This window comes from Endozoicomonas sp. ALB091 (assembly GCF_049310265.1).
Lineage (GTDB): Bacteria > Pseudomonadota > Gammaproteobacteria > Pseudomonadales > Endozoicomonadaceae > Endozoicomonas.
On the sequence record NZ_JBLYNQ010000001.1, the window covers coordinates 137,353 to 160,391 of the forward strand.

At 50.2% G+C, this 23,039-nt stretch carries 13 protein-coding genes; 5 read left to right on the plus strand and 8 right to left on the minus strand.

Going from position 1 to position 23,039, the window contains the following annotated elements; translation table 11 throughout:
- Positions 1-69 precede the first annotated feature (69 nt).
- Together ACO6UX_RS00545 and ACO6UX_RS00550 are read left to right on the plus strand one after the other, a co-directional pair.
- Complete coding sequence (locus tag ACO6UX_RS00545) at positions 70-1,623, plus strand: hypothetical protein (RefSeq protein WP_422443879.1); 1,554 nt, start codon at positions 70-72, stop codon at positions 1,621-1,623.
- Between the two features lie 346 nt (positions 1,624-1,969).
- Entirely contained in the window at positions 1,970-2,332 is a 363-nt protein-coding gene (locus ACO6UX_RS00550; protein ID WP_422443881.1) for a helix-loop-helix domain-containing protein, read from the plus strand.
- A gap of 151 nt (positions 2,333-2,483) precedes the next feature.
- Here the strand turns inward: ACO6UX_RS00550 and ACO6UX_RS00555 are convergent, their stop codons facing one another.
- The 5 genes from ACO6UX_RS00555 to ACO6UX_RS00575 form a co-directional block, all read right to left on the minus strand.
- Positions 2,484-3,467, minus strand: a complete 984-nt coding sequence (locus ACO6UX_RS00555) for a hypothetical protein (protein WP_422443883.1) — start codon at positions 3,465-3,467, stop codon at positions 2,484-2,486.
- A gap of 498 nt (positions 3,468-3,965) precedes the next feature.
- Entirely contained in the window at positions 3,966-4,757 is a 792-nt protein-coding gene (locus ACO6UX_RS00560; protein WP_422443885.1) for a hypothetical protein, read from the minus strand.
- Positions 4,758-5,237: 480 nt separating this feature from the next.
- Positions 5,238-5,930, minus strand: coding sequence for a hypothetical protein (locus ACO6UX_RS00565; protein WP_422443887.1), 693 nt, complete (start codon positions 5,928-5,930; stop codon positions 5,238-5,240).
- A gap of 74 nt (positions 5,931-6,004) precedes the next feature.
- A complete protein-coding gene (locus tag ACO6UX_RS00570; protein WP_422443889.1) occupies positions 6,005-6,409 on the minus strand; it encodes a hypothetical protein in 405 nt (134 codons plus the stop codon).
- 145 nt (positions 6,410-6,554) lie between these two features.
- The gene (locus ACO6UX_RS00575; protein WP_422443891.1) at positions 6,555-7,328 is read right to left on the minus strand and encodes a hypothetical protein; all 774 of its coding nucleotides are present in this window, start codon (positions 7,326-7,328) and stop codon (positions 6,555-6,557) included.
- A gap of 728 nt (positions 7,329-8,056) precedes the next feature.
- Here ACO6UX_RS00575 and ACO6UX_RS00580 point away from each other — a divergent pair.
- From ACO6UX_RS00580 to ACO6UX_RS00590, 3 genes are read left to right on the plus strand one after another with little or no spacing between them, the layout of a single operon-like run.
- Positions 8,057-8,200, plus strand: coding sequence for a hypothetical protein (locus ACO6UX_RS00580; protein WP_422443893.1), 144 nt, complete (start codon positions 8,057-8,059; stop codon positions 8,198-8,200).
- Between the two features lie 3 nt (positions 8,201-8,203).
- Positions 8,204-8,620, plus strand: a complete 417-nt coding sequence (locus ACO6UX_RS00585; protein ID WP_422443895.1) for a hypothetical protein — start codon at positions 8,204-8,206, stop codon at positions 8,618-8,620.
- A 30-nt stretch (positions 8,621-8,650) separates the two neighbouring features.
- Positions 8,651-8,968: a DUF3780 domain-containing protein gene (locus tag ACO6UX_RS00590; protein ID WP_422443897.1), complete on the plus strand. Its 318-nt coding sequence runs from the start codon at positions 8,651-8,653 to the stop codon at positions 8,966-8,968.
- 108 nt (positions 8,969-9,076) lie between these two features.
- Here ACO6UX_RS00590 and ACO6UX_RS00595 read toward each other — a convergent pair whose 3' ends face one another.
- The 3 genes from ACO6UX_RS00595 to ACO6UX_RS00605 all read right to left on the minus strand — a co-directional run bounded on the left by ACO6UX_RS00595 (position 9,077) and on the right by ACO6UX_RS00605 (position 22,996).
- Positions 9,077-9,457, minus strand: coding sequence for a hypothetical protein (locus ACO6UX_RS00595; RefSeq protein WP_422443899.1), 381 nt, complete (start codon positions 9,455-9,457; stop codon positions 9,077-9,079).
- 263 nt (positions 9,458-9,720) lie between these two features.
- Complete coding sequence (locus ACO6UX_RS00600) at positions 9,721-14,730, minus strand: hypothetical protein (RefSeq protein ID WP_422443901.1); 5,010 nt, start codon at positions 14,728-14,730, stop codon at positions 9,721-9,723.
- A 349-nt stretch (positions 14,731-15,079) separates the two neighbouring features.
- Positions 15,080-22,996 (minus strand): AAA family ATPase, encoded by a 7,917-nt coding sequence (locus tag ACO6UX_RS00605; RefSeq protein ID WP_422443903.1) that lies wholly within the window; start codon positions 22,994-22,996, stop codon positions 15,080-15,082.
- Positions 22,997-23,039: the final 43 nt, after the last annotated feature.

The window sequence follows — 23,039 nt, forward strand, 5'->3', positions numbered from 1 at the left end:
CAAATGGAACTTAATGATCATTTTTCAGTCAAAGGGAATGTTTTTCGTTCAGGTGTGCAGGGTTATATTATGAAGCCAACTACCTCAACCTTCTCCCCCCCAGAGTCCGCTGGCTATGTTGACCAACGAGCCGGTTCAGGCGAGATATCTGGCCGATCTGCAAGCACCTTTAACGGTATGGAAATATCAACCCTTGAGTCTTGCGGACGAACAGCCACCACTGCATATGAACGCATCAGTATGGAGATTGCCTTTTGGCAAAACAAACCATTACAAGGACGTCAAATTACCCCGGCTGTGGTACTTAACGCCTATGGAAATGATACAACATCCCTTAGAAGTGGCGTCTTCCTGCAAAAACTCTGCCTGCGAAACATTCCCCATAACAATCGACAAGTAACCCCGGACCAGGTCGTTCAGGAGTTCAACCGACAGCCAGATCAAAACGATGAGTACAAATTAGCCATCGCACGCTTCAAAGCGGAATGTTGCCTGAGGGGGCTGCCGTTGAATGGCCAGCAGGTTACACCGGATGAAGTGTATAAGGACTTCATGGAGAGTCCGGCTGGCAGCGAGGAGATAACGCTCTTCAACACCAAACGTTATCTAAATGGTTATACTGATCGTCAGGTCGACCCGGGTCATGATCCTGAAGGATACGCAGCCTCTACCTTTCAGCATCAGGCTTCTGCTGCCGTTAGAAGAGCGCTTCCCTTATCAGACAATCAGGTTCCGCAGTTAAATGTGCTAACTCGCAGAGCACTGGAGATGATCCAGGAAATCAATGAGTCTTATAACACGCCCCCCATTCTGGTTACCGGTTCATACGCGCGTTTTTTACAGAACCGTCGTGCATCATTCAAAGGTATTGACATTATCTGCTCGACTGAAGATTCGGCCATGAAACTCTTTAAAAAGATGCAAGCGCTTATGGAAGCACTTGACATTGACCGGGATTTAGGTGCCAACGACGACTTCTTCATCCTCCCAATACCCGGATGCCGGGCGATTCAACTACCAAATGCTTACACTATTCATCTTAAAGACACCAGCTCAGACATCCCGGGTCCGGGGCTTATGGTCAGTGTTGACGGCAGAGTCATCAATGGACATTCAGCACCATTGGCCATTCGTGTTCCTGGCGTTGAGAGGCCGTTATGGTGTTTGTCGTTTGCTGAAGAAACCCGGTTACTGAACGATACACTGGAACACCTCATAGGAAACCTTAACCCGCTGACAGTTGAACTGAATCAAGGGGCAGCGTTTGAGTTACCTCGCACCATTCTTTTTGGCTTCCCAAAAAACGGCAAAGAGCGTATTTATGGCTTGCTTGTTCGCGCGCTGCTTACCCTGGATAAAGCCAGGCAGTTTATCTCCATATTCGCTGAAGAAGAGCCTGACGGCCAGCTGCAAGCGCAACAACAGCGCCTTCGTACACTTGCTGCGATTCTGCAGAGGAAATTGAGCAGGCATATTTGCCGCAGTGATTTTGAATGCAGAGTTTCCTGCTGGCTATCGACGGTTCCGCATGTAAGTGACTTCGAGATCAAGAAGGTGGAATTTATCACATCACTGTTAAAGATGATGCATCCTGAGCTACATCGGATAGACTCAACTCATTGAATATTTGATCGCCGGTAACTCAATCAGAATCTTTCAACCTTCTGTCTCAGGCCAGGTTATGTCAAACACTTTCCAGTTCTTGCAGTTTGGTTCCTGCGAAATATGTGGCCTTGCTCAATTACCGGAGCAATTGGCTTGCCTTATGGTTCCACTTGATCAGAACAAGATGCGTTTTTTCACTCTCTTTTATTGCGCCGATAACCCTCAATGCCACCTGAAAGCCATTGATAAGTTGTCAGAAAAAGAAGGTAAGCGATATTCAGGAATCCAATGCCGCTGACTATTTTGACTTTGCACATGTTGAACTCAAGGTTTCTTGTTCAAATTGCAGGAGGTATGACATCAGATGAACTTTAAAATAGCGCCGATGCAGTCTCGTATGCCATGGGATAATCCTTATGGCATGTGTCGAATCAATTCTGCCGCAGTATGCACTTTCAATCAGTTTAATGTCCAGCAAATTGACACTCAATTCCAATACTCCATACCAACCACAGAGGAAAGTACAAATCCCCCCCGACGTAGTTATGTTGAACGAAAAAACAGGCGCGCCGATAATGAAAAAAGACGCAGGAAAACCATGAATCAAGCCTACCAGGCACTTCGAAATAAAATTCCCGGAGCATCCAATCAACAATTAACAAAGATAGAGATTTTGATACAAGCCACGGCATACATTCAACAATTACAAGACCAACTTGGAGGCTGACCTATAAAACAACATTTAGTCTTATAAAATCGGATTTTTAGACCAATTTGCTGTCGCTGCAGTAGGGCAGTCTATTCTCGGATAGCCTCCCGGGCAGCTCAATCAGGTTAGAAATTAAGCAGTTAACCAATATCATACTGCTACTGACTTATCAGTCAGTTTTAAAAGCAGGCAAGACGGAAGTAGCAGAATCTGATTCAAGCTCATTTTTTGTTGCCTTGTCAGACACTCTTATAAGAGCGCCAGCTTGCTGACCAGCGCTTCTTGCCAGTTGCCTGTCACCGGTGCTCATGAAAACTTTATAGTAAGCCTTATGATAAGCATGTTGGTAAGACTTCAAGACAACCTGCCCTTTTTCGGACTGTGCCCAGGCCAGGTAAGTAGCCTTCCGTTTCGCAGACACACGGTAAGCCTTCCCTTTCTCGGACTGTTCCCAGGCTCGTTTGACAGCCTTCCCTCTCTCAGACTGTGCATAAGCCCTGCGGCAAGCCTTCCCTCTCTCAGACTTTGACCAGGCATTCCTGGCAGCCCTTCCTCTCTCAGACTGTTTGTAAGCCTTCTGGCGTGCCCTCCCTTTCTCAGACTGTGCGTAAGCCTTCTGGGAAGCCTTCCCTCTCTCAGACTGAAACCAAGCCTTTCGGACAGCTTTCCCTCTCTCGGATTGACGGTAAGCCTTTGTGTAAGCGTTCCTTCTTTCCGACTCCGCCCGGGTTCGTTTGGAAGCCTTCCCTTTCTTAGACTGTGTGTAAGCCTTCTGGCAAGCCTTCCCTTTTTCAGACTTTGCGTAAGCCTTCTGGCAAGCCTTCCCTTTTTCAGACTTTGCGTAAGCCTTCTGGCTAGCCTTCCCTTTTTCAGACTTTGCGTAAGCCTTCTGGCTAGCCTTCCGGACAGCTTTCCCTCTCTCGGATTCACGGTAAGCCTTCCCTCTTTCGGACTCAGTACGGGCTCGTTTGGAAGCCCTTCGTTGCTGAGGTTGTACGTAAGTCTTATCATGATCGATGTTCAAAGATTCGCCAGCTCCTGAAACAGACGCTTCAACATCCAACTCATTTCCTGCTGTTTCTTTCAACGTTGTGATAAGTGGAGGAGGATGATTACTTAAACCGTATGAGTGAGAGCTCACTTCATCGATCATACTCCAAACCTGCTCAATTCTTATTTCTGATTGATTGGATAGAATTCTGTTATTTTGTTCGGCCTCCTGATATTTCCCAGGTTTATGTGATATGTCTAGCGGCTTGATTTTTTCAGGTTCTTGCGAATAAATAATCCTGACGGGCATTTTTTTAAAACGGGAATCATTGAAAGGGTTATGGAAGTTTTCACCATATGGAATCAAGGGGTTTATATAATTATTTGGTGCAGTTTGATCAACTCGCAGCCCGAATACCAAACCACTTTGCTGCGACCAGTCTTTAACAGTGAATCCACTGCCCGACATAACAGACTCATACGCTTTTCGGGATCCCGAATACAAAAAGTGTGAATTAAAATACGGAGTAGACATTGAATTATTGAGTTATTGAATTAATGACTAGGACTATGCTTTCTTATAAAAGTTCCTACCTGAAAGATACTACTCCATATTTATGTCAGCCAGGCATAGCTATCAATAATTGAGGTTGATTCAAGCTCATTTATTTTTTGTTTTATTTGATTTTTTTATAAAGGCGGTAGCTTGCCTGCCTGCAATTCTTGCTTGCGCTTTATCACCGGTATTCTTGAAAACTTCACTGTAAGCCCTTCTGTAAAGCATCTGGTAAGCCTTACCCCTCTCTGAATTTCTCCATATCCGTTTAGACTCCTTCCCTTTCTCGGAGTTTGCCCAGGCCTGTCTGGCAGCCTTCCCATTCGCAGACTCACGGTAATTCTTCCGGTTAGCCTTCCCTTTCTCAGAGTCATCGTAAGCCTTCCGGAGAGCCTTCCCTCTCTCAGACTGACGGTAAGCCTTCCGGTAAGCTCTATGGTATGCCTTACCTTCCTCGGACTGAGACCAGGCTCGTCTGGCAACCTTCCGTTTGTCGGTCTGTTCGTATGCATTCCGGGAAGCTTTTCGTTTATCGCTCTGTGCATAAGCCTTAAGGAAAGCCTTCCCTCTTTCGGACTTCACGTAAGCCTTCTGGTAAGCCCTATAGTAAGCCTTCCCTGCTTCAGACCGATCCCAGGTTCGTTTTTTCGGAGGCCTCCGTTTCCCGGTCTGCTCACAGACCTTCCGGGAAGCATTCCCCTTTTCGGATTCATGGTGAACCTTCTCTTTCCCAGACTGTGTGCAAGCCTTATCAGGAACTACGGCCAGAGATTCACCAGATCCTGAAGCGGGAGCTTCAGCATCCAAACCATTTTCAGCAGTTTCTCTCAACGCTGAGGTAAGTGGAGGATGATCAGTATTTACAAAGTATGAGTGAGAACACGCTTCACCGGCCATACCCAACACCTGATGAGTTCTTGAATCTGATTGACTGGTAAGAATTCTGTTATTTTTGTCGTCCTCCGGTTGTGCCTTGGGTTTAGGTAAGAAGTCTAACGGCTGGCTTTGTTCAAATTCTTGAGAATAAACCACCCTGACCGGCACTGTTTTAAAACGGGAATCATTGAAAGGGTTATGGAAGTTTTCACTATATGGAATCAAGGGTTTTACATAATTATTTGGTGCAGTTTGATTAACTCGCAGCCCGAATACTAAACCACTTTGCTGCGGCCGGTCGTGAAAAGGCAATCCACTGCCCGTCACAACAGTTTCATACGCTTTCTGAAATATTGAATACAAGGAGTGTGAGTTAGAATAAGGAGTAGTCATTGATTTGTTGAATTATAAGATTGTTGAATTCATGATTAGGACTGTGCTTTCCTGTAAAAGTTCCTATCTGACAGACCAAACTTAATATTTAACCTGGCACTTAAAGGTTTATTCAAGCGCATTATTTTTTGCTTTATTTGACTCTTTTATAGAAGCAGCAGCTTGCCTGCCAGCAAATCTTGCCTGTTCTAAATCACGGGTATCCCTCAAAGCCCTATAGTAGGCATTCTGGTAAGCCCTCCGCACAGCCTTACCCTTTTCGGAGTTACGGTAAACCTTCTGGTAGGCCTTTCGGGCAGCCTTCCGTTTCTCGTCCTGTTCATGAGCATTATCAATAATGATGGTTAGAGATTCGTCGGATTTTGCAGCAGAAGCTGTAAAGTCCAACTCATTACCAGCAGGCAATGGATCAGAACTTTCACCAGCCATACTCCAAACCCGATCAGTTCTTAATTCCGGCTGGCTGGCAGGAGTTCTGGTATTTCGACCAGCCCCCTGGCATGCCCCGAGTCTATATGATAAGTCTAACGGTTTACTTTGTTCATATTCTTGAGAATAAATAACCCTGACTGGCATTTTTTTAAAACGGGAGTCATTTAATGGGTTATGAAAGCTTTCACCATATGGAATGAAGGAATTCATATAATTACTTGTTGCAGTTTGACCAACTTGCAGCCCGAATACTGATCCATGTTGCTGTACCCTTGCTGTAAAAGCCGATCCCCTGTTCGACATAACAGACTTATACGCTTTCTGAAATTCCGAATACAAGGGATAAAAGTTAGAATGCGGATCAGACATTGAATTGTTTAATTACTGAATTATTTATTGTGACAACTCCTTCTTATAAAAGTTCCGGCCTGACGCAACAACATTTAATATTTATGTTGCAGAGCATCACTGGGGCCAGAAGCAGAACCGCTAAAATCCAACTCATTTCCTGCAAGTGATCTATTTCGTTGCAACTGCTTACTGTCCAGTTGAGGATCAGTAATTTCACAAGGATTTTGTACATCAACAACTAATGAGCTTTCTGTGTTTGATTGCCCTAATGCTAAAATAGACTGGATAGAAAAACGCTCTTTATCAGGAATATAGGCGGGGGCATGATCATTTTTCTGCATTTTTGTTCTGCCCGGTAAGTAGAGTGGCTGATCTTTTTCAGTATCGTTATCGACAATGGCTATCGATCTTTTTTCAAACCGGGGGTCATCAAATATATTTTGAAAAGATGCCATTGGCTGATAAAGGCGGCTTTCAGTCGTATCATCAGCATGCATAGTATATAGAGCAGAGCTACTTCTGAAACTTGGCGGGAGAAAGCCTGACATAGCGATATAAACTGCTTAAAAGTCGGCAACTCACGGATAAACAATAGTTCATTTGTCGTGCAATATTTTTCCTGGCTGACGATCAAGAACCTGTTTACTCTCTAAAAGGCTCATTATTGTTTGCTTTATTGGATTCTTTTAAAAAGACGGTAGCTTGCCTACCAGCGATTCTTGCCTGTTCAATATCACCGGTAACCCTTAAAACCTTATTATAAGCGTTACGGTAAGCCTTCAGGTAAGCACGTCCTTGCGGAGACTCACGGTAAGCTTTTTGGTAAGCCCTCCACTTCTCGGTCTGACGGTAAGACTTCTGGTAAACCCTCTGATAAACCTTCTGGAAAGCTTTCACTCTCTCGGACTGATTATAAGCCTTTCGGTAAGCCTTTCGCTTCTCGGTCTGTTCGTAGGCTTTGAGGTAAGCCTTTCGGTAAGCCTTCCGCTTCTCGGTCTGTTCGTAGGCTTTGAGGTAAGCCTTTCGGTAAGCCTTCCGCTTCTCGGTCTGTTCGTAGGCTTTGAGGTAAGCCTTCCGCTTCTCGGTCTGTTCGTAGGCTTTGAGGTAAGCCTTCCGTTTTTCCGACTGCTCGTAAGCCTTCCCTTTGCTGGACTGACGATAAGCCTGCTGGTAGGCTCTCCGTTTCCAGGACCGCGCGCAAGCCTTCCCTTTCTCAGACTGCGCCCATGCTCGTCTGCGAGCCTTCCCTTTTTCGGACTGACGGTAAGCCTTCTGGTAAGCCCTCTGATAAGCCTTTTTTCGCTCAGACTGTGCGTACGCCTTCCGGACAGCTTTTAATTCCTCGGACTCACAGTCATCCTCATGGGTGCTGGTCAGAGATTCATCAGAGCCGGAAACCGTAGCTTTATCATCCAACTCATTTCCTGCAGGCGATGTATCTCGTTGCAGCTGTTCACTATCCAGTTGAGGATTAGCAACTAATGTGTTTTGTGAGGTTGATTGCTCTAACCCTAAAATAGACTGGATCGAAAAACGTTCATTACCAGGAATATATTTGGGAACATGATCATTATTCCGAGGTTGTATTCTGACAGGTAAGTAAAATGGATGGTCTTCTTGAAGATGGCTACTAACCATTAGTATCGACCTTTTTTCAAGCCGGGGATCACCTGATGGATCATTAAAAAGCACCTTTGGCTGCTGGAGACGGTGTTTAACAGTTTCATCAGAACGCATAGCACATTGAAAATTTGCTACGTCCACAACTTCACGAAAGAAAGCCTGACAGGATGTGGCAGACTGCGAATAAGCACTATCTCGAAAATAAGAAAAGTGATCTGCAGCTATATTAAAACCAGCAAAGTAGATAGGCATATTCATTGAATTATTGAATTATTGAGTTTCATACTATGACCTCTCTTTCATATAAAAGTTCAAACAGCTTTTAAGAAAAAACTATGTCCATCAGTTCCGTGATCAAATCCATCCAGAACATCATGCGCAAAGACGCCGGTGTTGATGGTATTGATTTTTCCCCCTGACAAGGTATCGTATTGAAAGCGGGCCAGACATTGGTGACTTTTTGATTACTCGAATATCCGGATTAACGTAAACCACCACCCCAACAGCACTCTGCCGGTGCTATGGTTGAACCATCATTCCCCAAACATTCAGAGAGCCGGAGTACTGCTGTGTTTGCCGATCATCCGTTGCTAAAGCCCTTTCTCAACCTTGAACCCGACACCTTCCCGGCGGAAGCTATCCGCCAGGTTATCGCCCATCAATAGGAAATGACCCCGTTACTGCTGGAAGTACTGCGGGATTTTGCCGACGACCCCATCATCGACGACAGCAAGCCCGCTCGTATCGCCGACAACAAGCGGGTGTCCCTGGATTCCACCGACAAGGTCTTCAGTGTCCTGAACAAATTCCGGGACCGGGAAAACGTGCGCCTGAAAGGGGGCCGGGTGGAAATTGGTGACGGGGAAAATACCGTCAGTGTTCGGTTTGCGGAACGGGAGGTCACCTCGGCCATTATTGCCAACGCCATCGACAGCCTGCGCTCCCTGCTGAAAGAGGAGCAGGCACCGGTGAGCATTATTATCAGCAGCGGCGTCAGCTTTGATAACGGGTTTGCCGCCAGAGAGTTTGCAGAGCTGGGCGGAGTGGTACTGAAGCCCGGTGATATTATTCAGGATGTACAATAGTTCAATGATTGCACCAATGTCAGGTAATTCATGATCGACAATGCATCCACCACCGGCAAGCGAACTTCCAAAGGCGAGACGGGCAAATCCCGTTTTGCCCACCCGACGCTGGGGTTCGGGGTGCCTGCCAATCCCCATCACTTGCAGGTGATCATCCCGAAAGAGAATCACGGTGCCGTGCTGATTACCGAACAACTGGGCATGCAGGCACAAGACCAACACGCAGCCATGATCGACCGCTGTCTGATGGACCTGAGCCACTTTATCAGCAATAAAGCATTGGACCGTGATGTGCGGGATGCGGCGGAAATACTGACCGGTCGGTTGCGGAATTTGCGGCTGGCATGACCAGCACTACCATCACAACAGTATGATAGTTTGTACCAGTCACCCTTCGACTTCGCTCAGGATGAACGGAGTGAGTACAATATGTCGGGATAGCCTAAGGTTAATTACTTAGTTGCTGTCATTGGGAAGCAGCTGGCGAATCAGGAGTTCCAGCTGGTCAAAGCGCTTATCGTGTTGATCAAAGCGCTCCCGGGTTTCTTTGACAAAGTCGTCGTGTCGTTTATCGGCTCGCTCAAACCCGGCTCGTGTTGCTTCCGCCAATGCAGTAATACTGAACTCCATTTTTTCCATACGGCGATCTTGTTGATCCAGCCTGCAGTCTTGCTGATCCAGCCTGCGTTCAAGCAGGTCAAAACGCACTCGGTTCTCACGCTGGTTTTCCAGAACAATCTGGTGCGTTTCGCCTGTAATCTTGACCAGGCTGCGAACCGCACTGTCAAGAGAGTCAACGTGCGATTCCAGCCGTTCTACCCGTTTCTCCAGACTCATAACAGCTTCTCATTTTTATTGGTTGGGCGTTGAATATAGCAGAAGTTCATGCCGACAAACCGGCAATAACCCTTTACCAACGAGGCCACCGTGATCAAACGCTTTTCTTCCCGCACCCACCAACTGGACAGAACCTTTCTGGCGGAACACCTGCAGGGGGCGGAAATGAAATAATAGGGATGCCGGTGAAAACCTCGTCTGTTACCCGTTCGAATATGACGGCCAGTGACACCCAGCGTCGAGAGGAGCGTTACTGATATAAATCAAAAAAGATTACACATCAACATGCAATTTTTTTGCCCCGGGTTCAAAGAAGTTAATGCTGTATCTAAATCAATACGATCAGCAGCGGGCCAATAATACCGACTTACTCTTTTGTCACTAAGGTCGTTAAAGTATTTACTTGTTTTATGCCTGGCTATATTGGTAACAAAGGCAGACTGCCACTTTGCTCCTTTCCCATTATCAATGAGCAGTTTCATAAATGCCACTGTGGTCACGTAACTCACGGCTATGTTATTCGTTGCCAGGCAGTCTTTAGCTATTGCTAATTGATCCTTTTTTGAACAGTCCTTCCAGTATTTATGGAAATCAGCTCGGAAATCTTCCAGACTTTTGTCCAGAAATCGCTTAAGAGAATCGCGGTTCAGTTCATCAAAGCAGCCCATCTCAAGGCGTAACTTTTTATTGATAGATGATAATTCCATATATGACAGTTTCTCTGCTGTAAGTTCGTCTGGATCAGTTTTTTTGCAATGCTTTTTATCTCCCTTCTTCGTAATTTTTGAATCATTCCCATACTCTATGTATGATTTTTTGCCCTCTGGCCACATCATGAACTCAAGACAATTTAAAAGCAAAGTCAGGGTAGCTTTCCCAGATAATTTGCCTCTATTGTTGCATTGTAAAAAGTATAAAATACCACACGAAAATTGATTACTGTAAAATTTACGTTTGAAATCAAAATATAAAAAACTCAGATCATTAAATTTCTGCCTATGGAAATCAGGGTTGTTTTTTACGAAGTTTAATGAACCGTAAATGGATTCAAACTGATATCCCAAAACCTCCCTAATAAGAACATGAGCATCAGAATCTGATGTAATCATTTTTTTGAGATGTTGATCCAGGATTTCCTGACTAAAACCATCCAGAGAGTCACTACAGATTCTCAGAAAATCATTCTTTATCATAACCTGCAGCCATTGCTCCGGATTAACAGTGCGAGTCTCAACAGTATTTATGCCATTAACGGCAACAGAGCCATCACTTTGCTGAGCGAAACACGACTGATAGATAAGTTGAGACAAATGACTCCGCTTCCCAACCCAGGTAAAAAATTTCGCACCTTTTAACACCGATGGTGAAAAGCACTTCCCTGCAAAACCGCAGTTGATGAAGCTGACATCTTCAAAACTCGCACTGTTTAACGGCTCCATATTGAATTTACATTCCCTGAATTGGGTTGCTTTGAACACAGTGCCATTCATTGAGCAATCGCTGAAATCCAATTTTTCCAATTCATGATTGTGATTTTGCACAGCAATCTCCAAACCATCCAGCGACTTGAGTTTTCCCTCCAGCAGCTGCGGATTTTGTTGCATCAGGCGCTGGATACCTTTTTTACCGCAAGCTTGAACAAGAGTTTTCACATTTTCTGGAACCCCCATGTTGTGTCCAGAGGTTAGCTCAAGGTAACAGACTAACCAGGAGTGGAGAAAAATCTGCTCCAGTGGGCGACCGTCTGGCCAGTGGCTATAGCGCCTACGGAGTATGTACAACAGTTGCAGCTGATCTTTGGCAGAGCCTATAGTGAAAACATCCAGTTCATCAGGTAACGACAGAGGGAGGGCAAAGAGGGTCTCCTGACTAGTGCAACACTTAATTAATTGCTGGTAGTCACCGGCGGACTGCACAATGACTTTCTCATTAGGCCGGATGGCTTTCAGGCCCGGGTAAGAAACGTCCAAAGAACGGACTTTCAGAAAAAAATCTGCATCCAGGCGCATCAGTGCTGCTGGTTTGAACGTCATGGACAATGCCCCCGCGTATTGACTATGGGCGAATTCACCGCAGGGCTGGATACGGGTATATACATCATGGCCAATAGCGCATTTAAACCGATTGGCTGTGGTAGCAGTCTCCTGGAAGGGCTCCAGCCCAATGTCAGTACGTCGTACGAAGGAAGTCAGGGCTCTCTCATTGTTCAGCATACCAGCCACAATTCCTGTCACTGGTTGCCCAAGGGCCGTATAGTTCAAACCGTGTACCGGGCAAAATCCCCGGGCCGGGCTCCCGTCAACGCCGTTGGGCTGACCGGGGTGGTAAAATACCAGGCGCCCGGCACGTATACGACAATTTTCATACCAAGGCCCTGGCGTAAGTCCCAACCGGTTAGCAAGAAAGTTTTTTTTGCCGTTGATGAGTGCAACACGGGTGCCGACACCAGCATCGACCGCTGCTGCCACGGCACGGTTCATCTCACCAAGACAGCCGTAATAGTCGGCCAGGGAGTCCAGCCAGCGCTCCTCCAGGTCAACAGCATCGGGGCGCCCATGGTCGATGCCCAGCTCCGCCAGCTCCCTGAACAGGGCCTCAACCACCGCTTTTTCGTGACCGGGAGCGGTCAGCACCATCTTATGGTCAAAGGTTCGGGCATTCGGGTCCCGCTCGGGATAAAACTCAATACTGCCTTTCTCGATGAAGGTCGGCGCAAGTTCAATCACTCGCACCGGTGAGGCCGTCAGATTGGCGTGTTCAAGCTGTTTCTGATTCACATAACTGACGCTCTCACCGGTCAACTTGGCAAAACCGTGGCTGAATTCGCTCAGGCGCACTTGCGCTTCTCTCTCTTCACCAAGCCTTGAGCTAACCCTTGCAGGCAAGGCTGGTGCAGGTAGCGGGGTCTGAATTAGTGGCAGTGTTTCAATAGACGGCTGGTCTGCGGTTAAAGATGCACGACAGCTTTTGGCAATGCTGTGCAGATTGTTCACAACATCCTTGATGGTCTGATGATCCTTTTTTTTCCACCGCTCTATATCCCAAGTCAACTGCTTTGCCTGTTTGTCACACTCATCGGCCAGACTGGTCAGGTCACTGCGCCAGTCGCAGTATTTGCCGTTCAGATGCATACTGACGTATTGGCTCCAGGTGCTCAGATGGTGCAACCCTCGCTCCAGCGCCAGATTGTCAGCCACTCTGTTGCCTGCATCCCGTGACAGCCTGAGGGTCATCCGGGTTATTGGCTGACCATCCTGATCCAGCAACTGAGTGAGGCAGACCTGGCCAGTGCGGATGTCCTGACCTTTAACCTGCAACCAGCCCCCACGGATACCTGCTGCCCTTATGGCCTGGTATTCCGCCATGGATACCCGTTCACCCGGCTCTAGCGTGTCTGGCAAGCGGGTGGTGAGCCAGGCTATGCGATCATGGATAGTTTGCCGTAACCAGCTGCGGTCACCGGCCAGATAACCGCTTTGTTCAATCAGCTGGCCCAGGGCCTGCCAGTCAACCTGGTGCAGCAGCTCTTTCAGGGTCTGGCCCAGCAGGTTGTCGTCCAGTTTAGTCATACTATCGACGCAGGGACTGGCAATAGGGTGGGAGTTCATTGCCGGGGCTTGTGGGTCCCGCAGTTTGTTCAACAGCAACGGCATGGAGGAAAAATCGTCCTCGCCAGACGCTGGCTCTGGTTTGTGGGCACAGGGGTAACGGGTGGCCAGTCCGGCGTGACTCCAGTTAAGCACCACCGGCTCCCCTTCCGAGGTCAGTGCCATGTTCTCCCAGGTTAGATCTTCATTACCCACAATGGTATTGATCAGCAAAAATCTGGCCCACTGCTTTGGCGACAGGGATTGCTGATGTTCCTTTGCGCTTTTCAGGTTACCCAGCCAGTCACTGGCTACATGGCTGACCACGTAAGACTGGCCCGCTTCCTGATGGGCAAAGGTCTCGGGTACCTTCATGCCCAGGAGTCTGGCGATGTTAGCCATTAGTACCTGGTTGCAGGCACTTAGCTCACAGGATGCCGGGTTCAGGTAAAAATGCCGGTTACTCACCGGGTCCAACCGTGTTTGTAACTGCGGGCATCCTGCCATTGCCACGCCCGGCTGCAGTTGGTTCAGGGAAAAGGCCGGTTCTGGCCCTGCCCGATGGTTGATGAAAGGAGTGATCAGCCCCCCGATAACAGCGGACTCCTCAATAATGCTGGAAAACTGATACCACAATGGCGAAGGATGGTGCTCAAACTGTTTTTTGATGCGCTCACTCCCGGTCACTCCTTGTATCCGGAAAAATCCCCTGCCTTTTTTTGCACTGTCGCTCAGGGATATGGAGTGCCACAAATCACCCTGGCTGGCAATCACCTGGCAAATCGCCTCAGCCAGCTGGCGCCACGCTTTTCGGCCGTGTTCATTCTGACAAGCAGCAAAACAGTCCAGCTTATTCATAAAAAAACAGCTTCTTACCCGCATCACATCGAGGCAATCGGCATCGTGGAGCAGACTGCGCAGGGTCTGTATCTCCTCAGGCAGATACTTACAGGCATCCGGATAATCTTTATTGCGAACCGCTTCGCCGCACTGCCAGGCCAGGTTCTGGGCAATGCCACAATTACGCAGGTGCTCCATCAGGTTGTCAGCACTGGCCCGCTCCCACTCAGTCTGGTCTTCCCCATCATCCTCACGGCCGGAGTCATGGAACAGGCAGGCCTTGACCAGCAGCGGTACCATGCGATCGGGAAATGCCAGTGCCGGGCGATCTTGCTGCTCTTTACGCAGCTGCAGTACTGCCAGTGCCCAGGTGGCTGTCCGGCAGCTGTGCTGAAGGCCGTGATGAAGCCGGGCAATCTCCTGGCCACTGGTCGCACCGGGCCTGTAAGGTTGGAGCAGTGCCGTTTTTACTGGTGTCTCAGTGGCTTTGATCCACTGTCTGTCGAGCTTGCTGTCTGTTGATAACCCGGACGATTCCATGATGCCTGCTTTTCTGACCGACTGGTCGCCAACAGTATGGGTTGTCGACCTTTTGAGGCCATCCACAGCGATATCTGGCTCAGTAGCAATAACCGTTCTGTTATGCCCGGCTTTGCCCCCAAAGGAGGAGTTAATTTCGGCAGCATTATTGGAAAGATCGGCGTACAGGGACTTTACATCTCTTTCCGTACCAACTTTTCTGACGAAAGCTCTGGCTTCCTCAAGCTTGTGATGATCATTGTTGGCGCTGCTGGCGGCCGCCGTATTGCTGATATTGGTACTAACGTCATAAAGACCTGTTGACATAAACATATACTTATACTTATAAACTGTTGTTATTAAAGAACTTGTACGTTTTCTGATCATCAGGTAAAGAAAAAGTTCCATCGAAACAGTATTGAGTACCTTGTCTTGCACTTAATGCTATAGCTGCAAGTGTCGCTCTGCTTGCGAATTCCCAGCAACTTGGGCACCCCACCGGTCGGTTGCTGCTTTGGTCCCCCTGCGGCTGTTTGAAGGGTTCAGCGATTACCTGAAAACTGACGTTTATGCCATTTATTGAATTCACGCTTTTTTTCGTTGTTCATGAAACTAAGAAATCAAGCTTTCTGTTGATTTGGATCAATTACCACGATTCAGGATTTCATTTGGTTAACTACTTATCTGCCCTGCTCAATTCTGCAGCCAGTGAATCCGGATCCAGCGAAGAGCAAAACTCCCGGGCCATCGTTGTCAGCTCAGCTGATGTCAGCACCAAGGCATTACTCAGGTTCAGCGCTTGCTGTAAACAGGAGCGATCAGAATGAGATAATTTAACACGTGCATCTTTTGTCACGTTTGTTATGCCAATCAGTTCCTTTGGAGAAGATAACTTACGGGTGCCCTGTATTAATTGATCATCACCAAGTCGAGTATCGCCATTCCTGGCTTCCCAGCAGACGGTCAGGCTCCCACCATTAGCGTTGGTCTTGTGATACAGATATTGAAAAAATGCTTGTTCGACAGATTGCCAACAATGTTTCTTCAAATCTTTCAGCTTCTGTTCCTCTTCACTTGAGATTTGCATGTGCCTCCATTCCCAGTCGGGCCATTCGCAGTCGGGATGGACGGAGTACAGAAATCTTTTTGCTTGCAAAGGTAATTCAAGATAAGCCTGAATAGACATAACAGATTCTTCCATTATTGCATGAATCTGCAAATCGCTTAAGATCGATAGTCCATTCGTTTCATCTTTATTTTTCAAGTTCCAAAGTCTGGCTTTCCGATGTATTTCAAGATCATGAAATATCACCTGCTTTTGTCTCAGCTCGTCAAACTCCGAACTATCCCGAAATACCCGTGGCAAAATGGCGTTGGCCATATCAAAAATGTTAGTTTTATTCCAATCTGGTTCACCGATCATAATCACTGGGCGCTGATGGTTTTTTCCAGCCCGCATCATGGGAAAGGCGGCCTTGTGTGCCAACATGCGTCCTATATCCGGAACTCCCGTTGGATTATTGGTCCAGGAATCATTCAGCGATGAGCAGGTGATCAAGGACTCAAAGGAATCTGAATGCCCACTGTGGCCGTGGGTAACCAAAACGGGTTCTGCCAAGGCCTCAAGTTTTTCCTGGTCATTCGACTTGCCCGTTTTTTCATAGCCATAAAGATACGTGTACCATTTTTTCCGGGCATCGGCTATGTAAGGCTTCAGTTCATCAACGCCCTCCAGACAATCCAGGAATGTGTGATATCCGTTTAGAAAGCGGATAGGGTTGTTATACGCCGGTATTTCATTTTTGTTTCGACAATAGGCTGTGTCCGGGTCCAGTAAACCGGATGCCAACGCCTCCCGGACAAAATCGATAGTCGAAGGCTTCGAGAAATCAGCGCCTTCCAGTGCTTTGTCTAAAGCAGAAAGCCAATCGTTAATGTCACTATTACCATTTATAAACAGTTTTTTGATATCCATGAGTCGTTTTATAATCTGACCATCTGCTATGTCCTTGATGCTGTTGTGCAAGCCGGAGTGCAAGGTATCTGCCAATATTTCCCTTTTTCCCCCACCAGATAAATCCGCTTCATCTTCGAAAAAGAGCTTACGTACTATGTCATTGCCAAGCTGCGCAGCCATTTGTTTCAGTAGAGCATCACTGTCGAGCAGCCCGGTTAAGTCCTCTTGATCGCACAGTTCTTCGATTTGAGAACTCTTTGGCGTTGCCTTTTGAATCGGTTTATCGGGCTCTAATATTTCCAACTGGGTAGGGGCACCACCCAAATCCTGCCTCGACTGCCAGCTGCGACCGTCATCCAGGGAGTACTCGGGAAATACATGGACGGTATTGCTTACCAATCGGGAGGCAATGCCAAAATAGCGGCAAAACGTTACAAATATCACGGAGCGATGCACGCAAGCCCCTTGCCGATTTTGCAAGAGATACTGGAAGAAGCCTTTACTCTGCTCCGGTTTGGCCTTACCGGTAAACTGTTGACAATAATTGGCAATTGCCTCAATGCGTTGCCTGGGAGACTCTGCCTGTTGAATAGCAACCAAGTCTTTACGCAGCCCTTTCGGAAATCCCTGAATTTTCTCAAACAGGGGATCAATGCTGGTTTTTATGGTGCTTGAACAGCATGTTTCCGGACGATCTGTCCAGTCTTTCACAAGCTGCTTACCAGTAAGCGACGTATGGCGTTTACTTGACTGTCGTTGAACCACGTAAGTAAAGGCTATGGTTTCGTTTCTTTTGGCAGCAGGTACCACTACGCTGTGCAGCCCGGAATAGTCGTCTCTGCGCAGATGGAATGGCAGGTCGGGCTCAAGGCTCATATCGATAATGTCTTCATGGGCACTCAGACCCGGGAGCCTGAACAGGCCATTGACCGCTTTCAGGCGGATATGTGCCTGGCTTTGATTAACACCAGTCATCATATTTTTCCCACTGGCCGGATGCCTGGGTAACGTGACCTTAACCGGCACTGGGGGCAAATCATTAATGATGATGGAACCGTCAGCCGAGACAATGACATCCAGGCAACGGAATCGATACTCTGCTGGATGGTATTCGCTGTCAGCAAAGTAGCTGCCAATCACCCGGTCTGCCTTGATTCGGCGCTCATAATCGGTGTTTAAGTTCAATAGCTCTTGTGTGATTTGCAAAGATTCCAACAATATTTTGTCTCTGCGTTTTCGTTTTCTCTTGTCTTGACCGGTAATGAGCCTCGCTGTCAAGGCCCCTGCCATGCGCGATAATGTGGACTTTTTTCCGGATCCGGCATGACGGCTGCGGGCTGATTGGCAAGCGGCTTCGACGGTTTGTTTTTCCGAGCTTGATGCTTCACTGATCGGTCCGCAATGGCCACCGGGTTGTACGTCTTTGGTTTTATCTCCGGTTTTCCCAGCGGCTAAAACCGTCAAGGCCCCTGCTATGCGCGATAATGTGGACTTTTTTCCGGATCCGGCATGACGGCTGCGGGCTGATTGGCAAGCGGCTTCGACGGTTTGTTTTTCCGAGATTGATGCTTCACTGATCGGTCCGCAATGGCCACTGGGTTGTGCGTCTTTGGTTTTATCTCCGGTTTTCCCAGCGGCTAAAACCGTCTCTGGCGTGACCTGATCAGATGGCGGGCTGACAGGACGAGTCAGCAGTTGTCGCAGCTCTTTCCAACAAGCGGGCCACAGATGAACCGGCTGTATACCGTGATGGGCAATCAACCGGTCAGCATGCGGCAGATATCCCTGCCCTGTTTTTGCCATGGCTTGTTGTTGGGCGGCTGTTAATAGAAACGCGGTGTCCGGGGCCATGCCGGTATGCCCGAAGCGGTGGTTAAACCACTGTTGTTGCCAGTATCGGTAACAGGCCTGGGTCAGGACATCGTCGGTAATATCCGGTGCCAACGACAGGCCGGACGCTTGCCACTGCGCCCGGGCCAGCAGAGCGATGATTGCCTGCCGGGCCTGCGTGCCATCCAGATCCCTGTGGACAGTGATCTCATGGCGATCTTCCCTGAGCAGGGTGCACGCACCGAGGCGAACCAGCCAGGGACGCTCCAGGTTGGGTATGGTGGTATTAAGCCAGGTGCACAGGGCTGGCTCAACCGTACCTTTATACTCTGTTGCCACCGGCAGGCCCGATAATTTGTCCAGTGTCGTTTTTGCTGCCAGTAGATAGAGCTGGTAGTGCTGGCTGAACTGTTGCCTGATTGCCCTGTTGCTGAAGTCGCCACCTTCGGCAACGGCCCTGGCCAGTCTTTGCAGATCCAGGCTGGTGGGGCGCAACGCCAACTTTTGCTTCTCCAGGCATGACCGCAGTTGACAGTGCCACCGGGCCAGTAACGCGGCCACAGCTGTCGCGGTCTGCGGCAGCACTTTACCGGCAATCGCCTGCAGTTCCGCTGGCTGGTACTGACGGATGGGCAGATAGCGGAATCGCCCTGCCAATGCCGGTGACAGGGCTTTGCGACCACCGTAGTGCGGCGGGTTGATGGTGGCAAACAGATGAAAGCCCGGTTGGGCATCACCGGCCAGAATATCATTCAGCTCACCTTCCAGATGTTGGCTGCCGATCCGGTTGAGTTCGGCAATGACCACGATCTCACCGCGGATTTTTGCCCGGTCGATAGCGTTGCGCACGTCGTCCCAGGTGCAATCGCAGGCGTTCAGGCTGTGGACTTCAGGCAGGGTTTGCTGGCGTGCGCTTAACTGCTGTCGGTAACTGTTGATCAACAGTTGCAGGATAACATCTTTACCCCGGCCGGCCGGTCCCTCAATCAAGGTGGCCAGACGCCCGCTGTGTTGCCGTTGCTGTTGGTTCGCCTGCTGGCAACGGCTCAGATCCTGCCCCAGGCAATGCACCAGTTCACTAACGGCAGCCCCGGATGTATCAAATTCGGGTTTGAACTTAGCCACTGTCTCGGTAAATGTCCGGTTGATGTCAGTCAGGGTTTTGTCCCTGACTTGTTCGGTCAGGGTCTTGTCCACCGGGTATTGACTGGCAAACCAGATCGCCAGGGCGGTCCGGGCATCCTGGTGGGTTGCGCTGATGGCCGGGTCAAGCACATCGTGGAAGCCCTGCAAGACCAGCCCGTGCAGCTGGGCAGGGGTAACTGGTCCGGAGGTTACCGGCTGGCTCTGATCCAGATACCAACTCACCCAGGCGCAGATATCCGTCAGGTCCCTCGGGGTAAACTCGTGATCCGGCAGCAGCTCCGGGTAATACTGCCAGAGAGCCATGACACTGTCGGCGGCCTGCTGTGCCAGCGCCTCTGCCTGGCTTTCGGGCAGATGCCATTGCAGCGAGGTCAGCAAGGCAGGGGCCACCACCCGGTCGCGCAGAAAAGCCCGGTCCAGAGGCGGGTAGTAAACCGTGGGCATGAGTGCTTTCAGGGTCGGGTCCAGCTGTCGTCCGTCGTAGTGATCCGGGTTGCCGGTGAGAATCACCCGGTGGTTGAGGCTGACGGTGACCGGATGACCATCGACATAGACACAGGGGGTCGGCTCCCATAATCCGTTCAGTGCCGCCAGCAGGCCGGTTCTGGCCAGGTTGGCTTCGTCCAGCACCAGGGTAACATACTCCCCTTCAGCGCCGGGCTTGGTGTTGGCCCACGCCATCAGTGCCTGATCCTGCTGCATCATAAAGCGGTCATTACTGTCCGGTTGCTGCCGCCACTGCCAGCATTTCATCAGGGTCTGCTCACTGTCCGAGGGTCCCAGGGAGAGCACCCGGACTGGGCCGCAAGCCCTGGCCATCTTAGCTGCAAAATAACTTTTGCCGGTGCCGGTTTCACCCTGCAGGAAAATCACCGGTGCCTCGGCCAACCGTGCCCGTAATCGCGCCAGACGACGGCTTTCACGATCCTTCTGGTGGGCTCGGGCGTGACAGAGATCACTGGCCAGTGCCCGCAAGGGCTCTGCTGTGGAACCCTGCCAAACCAGTGACCGGCTTAACTGCTCACTGATACGCGCTGATGCCGCTTCGCTGGGGCCTGCCGCCCGGGCCAGGGTAAAGCAGTCTCTCGCCAGGGTGTGGATGGCATCGGAGCGTGTCTGCCCGGACATCAGAGGCAGAGACCAGCCCGCCGTCAGGGCATCTTCCAGCCGTTTGATCTGGGCCGATGGCCGGATGGGCAAGTTGCTGTGGGTGCAAAAGTCCCCGGGGTTGATCTGTAACTGGCAGGCCATCGCCTGTTGCTGTGCCTGAGGTGCCTGGGCAACCAGCAGAGCGCAGAACTGGTCAAGTACTTGCTGTTCGGAGTCGGAATCCAGCGGTTCGTCAAAGGATAATGACCACAATCCAACTTTGCCGGGGGCAGGCAGTGCCGGGCCAAAGGCTCTGGCCAGCTGCCACAGGTGATCTTTGATAAACGTCCGGTCCAGTGGCCGGGCACTGGCAATAACGCCTTGCAAACGGCCGGGATCTACCCAGTGGTTCCCGTCAGCATCGGGTAGCAACCGTCGGCAGGCTACCTTGATGAAATCACGCACGGAGGCCGTCTGTCGGGTACGGTGGGTCAACAGGCTGTCAATGCCCTTGCGCCAGTGTCGGGGTGCCAGCGCAGAGGCATTATCCCGGTGCTGCACCTGCCGGGCGGCCAGGATCAGACTGTTCAGCAGGCCTTCGGTAAGGGTGGGCAATGGCTCACACAGAGAACGGGGGATCGTCCTGAACGCCTCGTAGAGTTTGGTGATGGTCTGTTCAGGCAGGTCGGCGCGGTTGATGTCGTGCCGCCTGGCACAGATGGCCCAGATATCCGGCTCGGGACACGGCGTTGCTCTGGCCAGTGCGGCGCTGAGCAAGGGTGACGGACTACTGTCTGACGCCGACCAGAGCACAGTGATGCGGGCTCTCGGGTAGCTGAGCAGCTCGCCGTTCACCAACAGGGGCTGGGGCTGCACGCAGTAGAGTGGCTCCAGCGCCTGCAGCAGCTCCGGGTTGCTGGCCAGCCCTCGAAAGACTACGGGAGTTCCTGCTTGCAAGGCCCTGTGCAACCGGGTCGGACAACGACCAAACCGGGCCTGTTGCTCTGAAGTAACGTGGATATTGTCAAACAGCTGGCTAAGGGTGGTCTGTTCGTTGACCTGAATCACCAGTGGCGGTTCCGGCTGAGCGGCAAGCCAGGCAATGGCTTGTGGGGCTTGTTGGTAAAGCACGGTGGCGCAGTACCGGTTCCCGGTGAGCGCGGCAAGTAACGCTTGCTGTCTGGTGCTCGCTGACTTGCCCGGTAATTCCGATTGCCACTGTGGGGCAGCAACCTGCAGTACCGGTTTTATCCCCGTTGCCTCCCAGATGCCCTGCAAAGCACCCAATAGCCGGAACCAGAGCGTGGTACTGAGGGGGGCGGTGACAATAACCGCACCACCGGCCCGGATCTGCTGCTCCAGCAGGTTATTGGGGACGGCATAACCCTGCTCAATACGTATCGGATTCAGCCACTGGGCCATTCTGACCGGATTGATAAGGATATTGTGCTGCCCGGCAGTCCTGTCAGGTGCCTGGTCATCCTTGCTATCAGGGTTGCTATCCAGCGAACGGAACAGCGTGACCAGCTCCTGCTCAGCAACGGGCATCCGGTAAAACTGGATACCCCGGGCTAATTGGCGAGTCTCACCATTGCATGGGTACTCCTTGCGCACCAGCAGCTGGCGGATGGACTGTTCAAAGGACAAATCGTGCCAGTCAGCCCCCTTCAGAATGACCTGTTGGCCAGGCCGCAGCTGCTCAAGCTGGCCGGGTATGTGCCGGATACGCCCCTGGTGATCGACACCGGGACCACCAAACAGCAGCGAACGCCAGTGGCTGTGCAGATGGCAATCAATGGTAACCACATCGCCATCGTCCCCCGGGGTGCCGTGGTATTCAGGCAGCAAAGCGGTGTCAATGGCATCCGGAATCTCTTTATCGGAGGTTTGGGTCTCAAACTGCCAGCTGTTACCCGGGCGATTGACGCGGCGCCAGAAGTCAGCCCCCGGAGCCTGATCGTTGCTGCCCATTGTGGTTAGCTGCTCAGGGCTGGCCAGTACCAGCAGCGAGACATGGTTACCCAGGGGGCACTTCTCTTTTTTTGTCCGGTCGTATAGACAGGGATTCTCAGGGTCCAGCAGTTCATTGAACGCTGGCAGCTCCTCGCTGGTGAAAGAACGGATGTCCAGTACCAGCGTCAGCGGGGTATCGCTGGCAAAGAGTCGGCCAGACTCAAGGGTGGGCTGGCTGTCAGCCGCAATGTGCAGACGCTGCACCAGGTTGTCTTCGCACAAATCATCGGGATGGGTGATAAGCAGCACATTCCCGCCGCTGTCACGGGTCCGGGCGTGCAGCAGACTGCGTACCTCTTGATCAGAGGCTACAAAATGAAAATCGAATGATCGGCCAGGCTGTGCAGTGGGATACTGCCGCACCGCTCTGGTTTTTCCGGTTGTCTGGTGTTTTGCACCAGGGGACGTTGCGGGGGATAATTGCCCTGGTCCAGCAGTCATCTGAACCTGAGGGGGTACTTCCTTGATTTTGTGCTGTATTTCGGGCTTGTTGTTTTTACCTGGACATAAATTGTCAGTGATTAACACAACGGATTGAGAAGCGTCCTGAATATTCATAAAAATCCTTTTTTTCTTGTATTTCCCTGCCTCCTTGGACAAA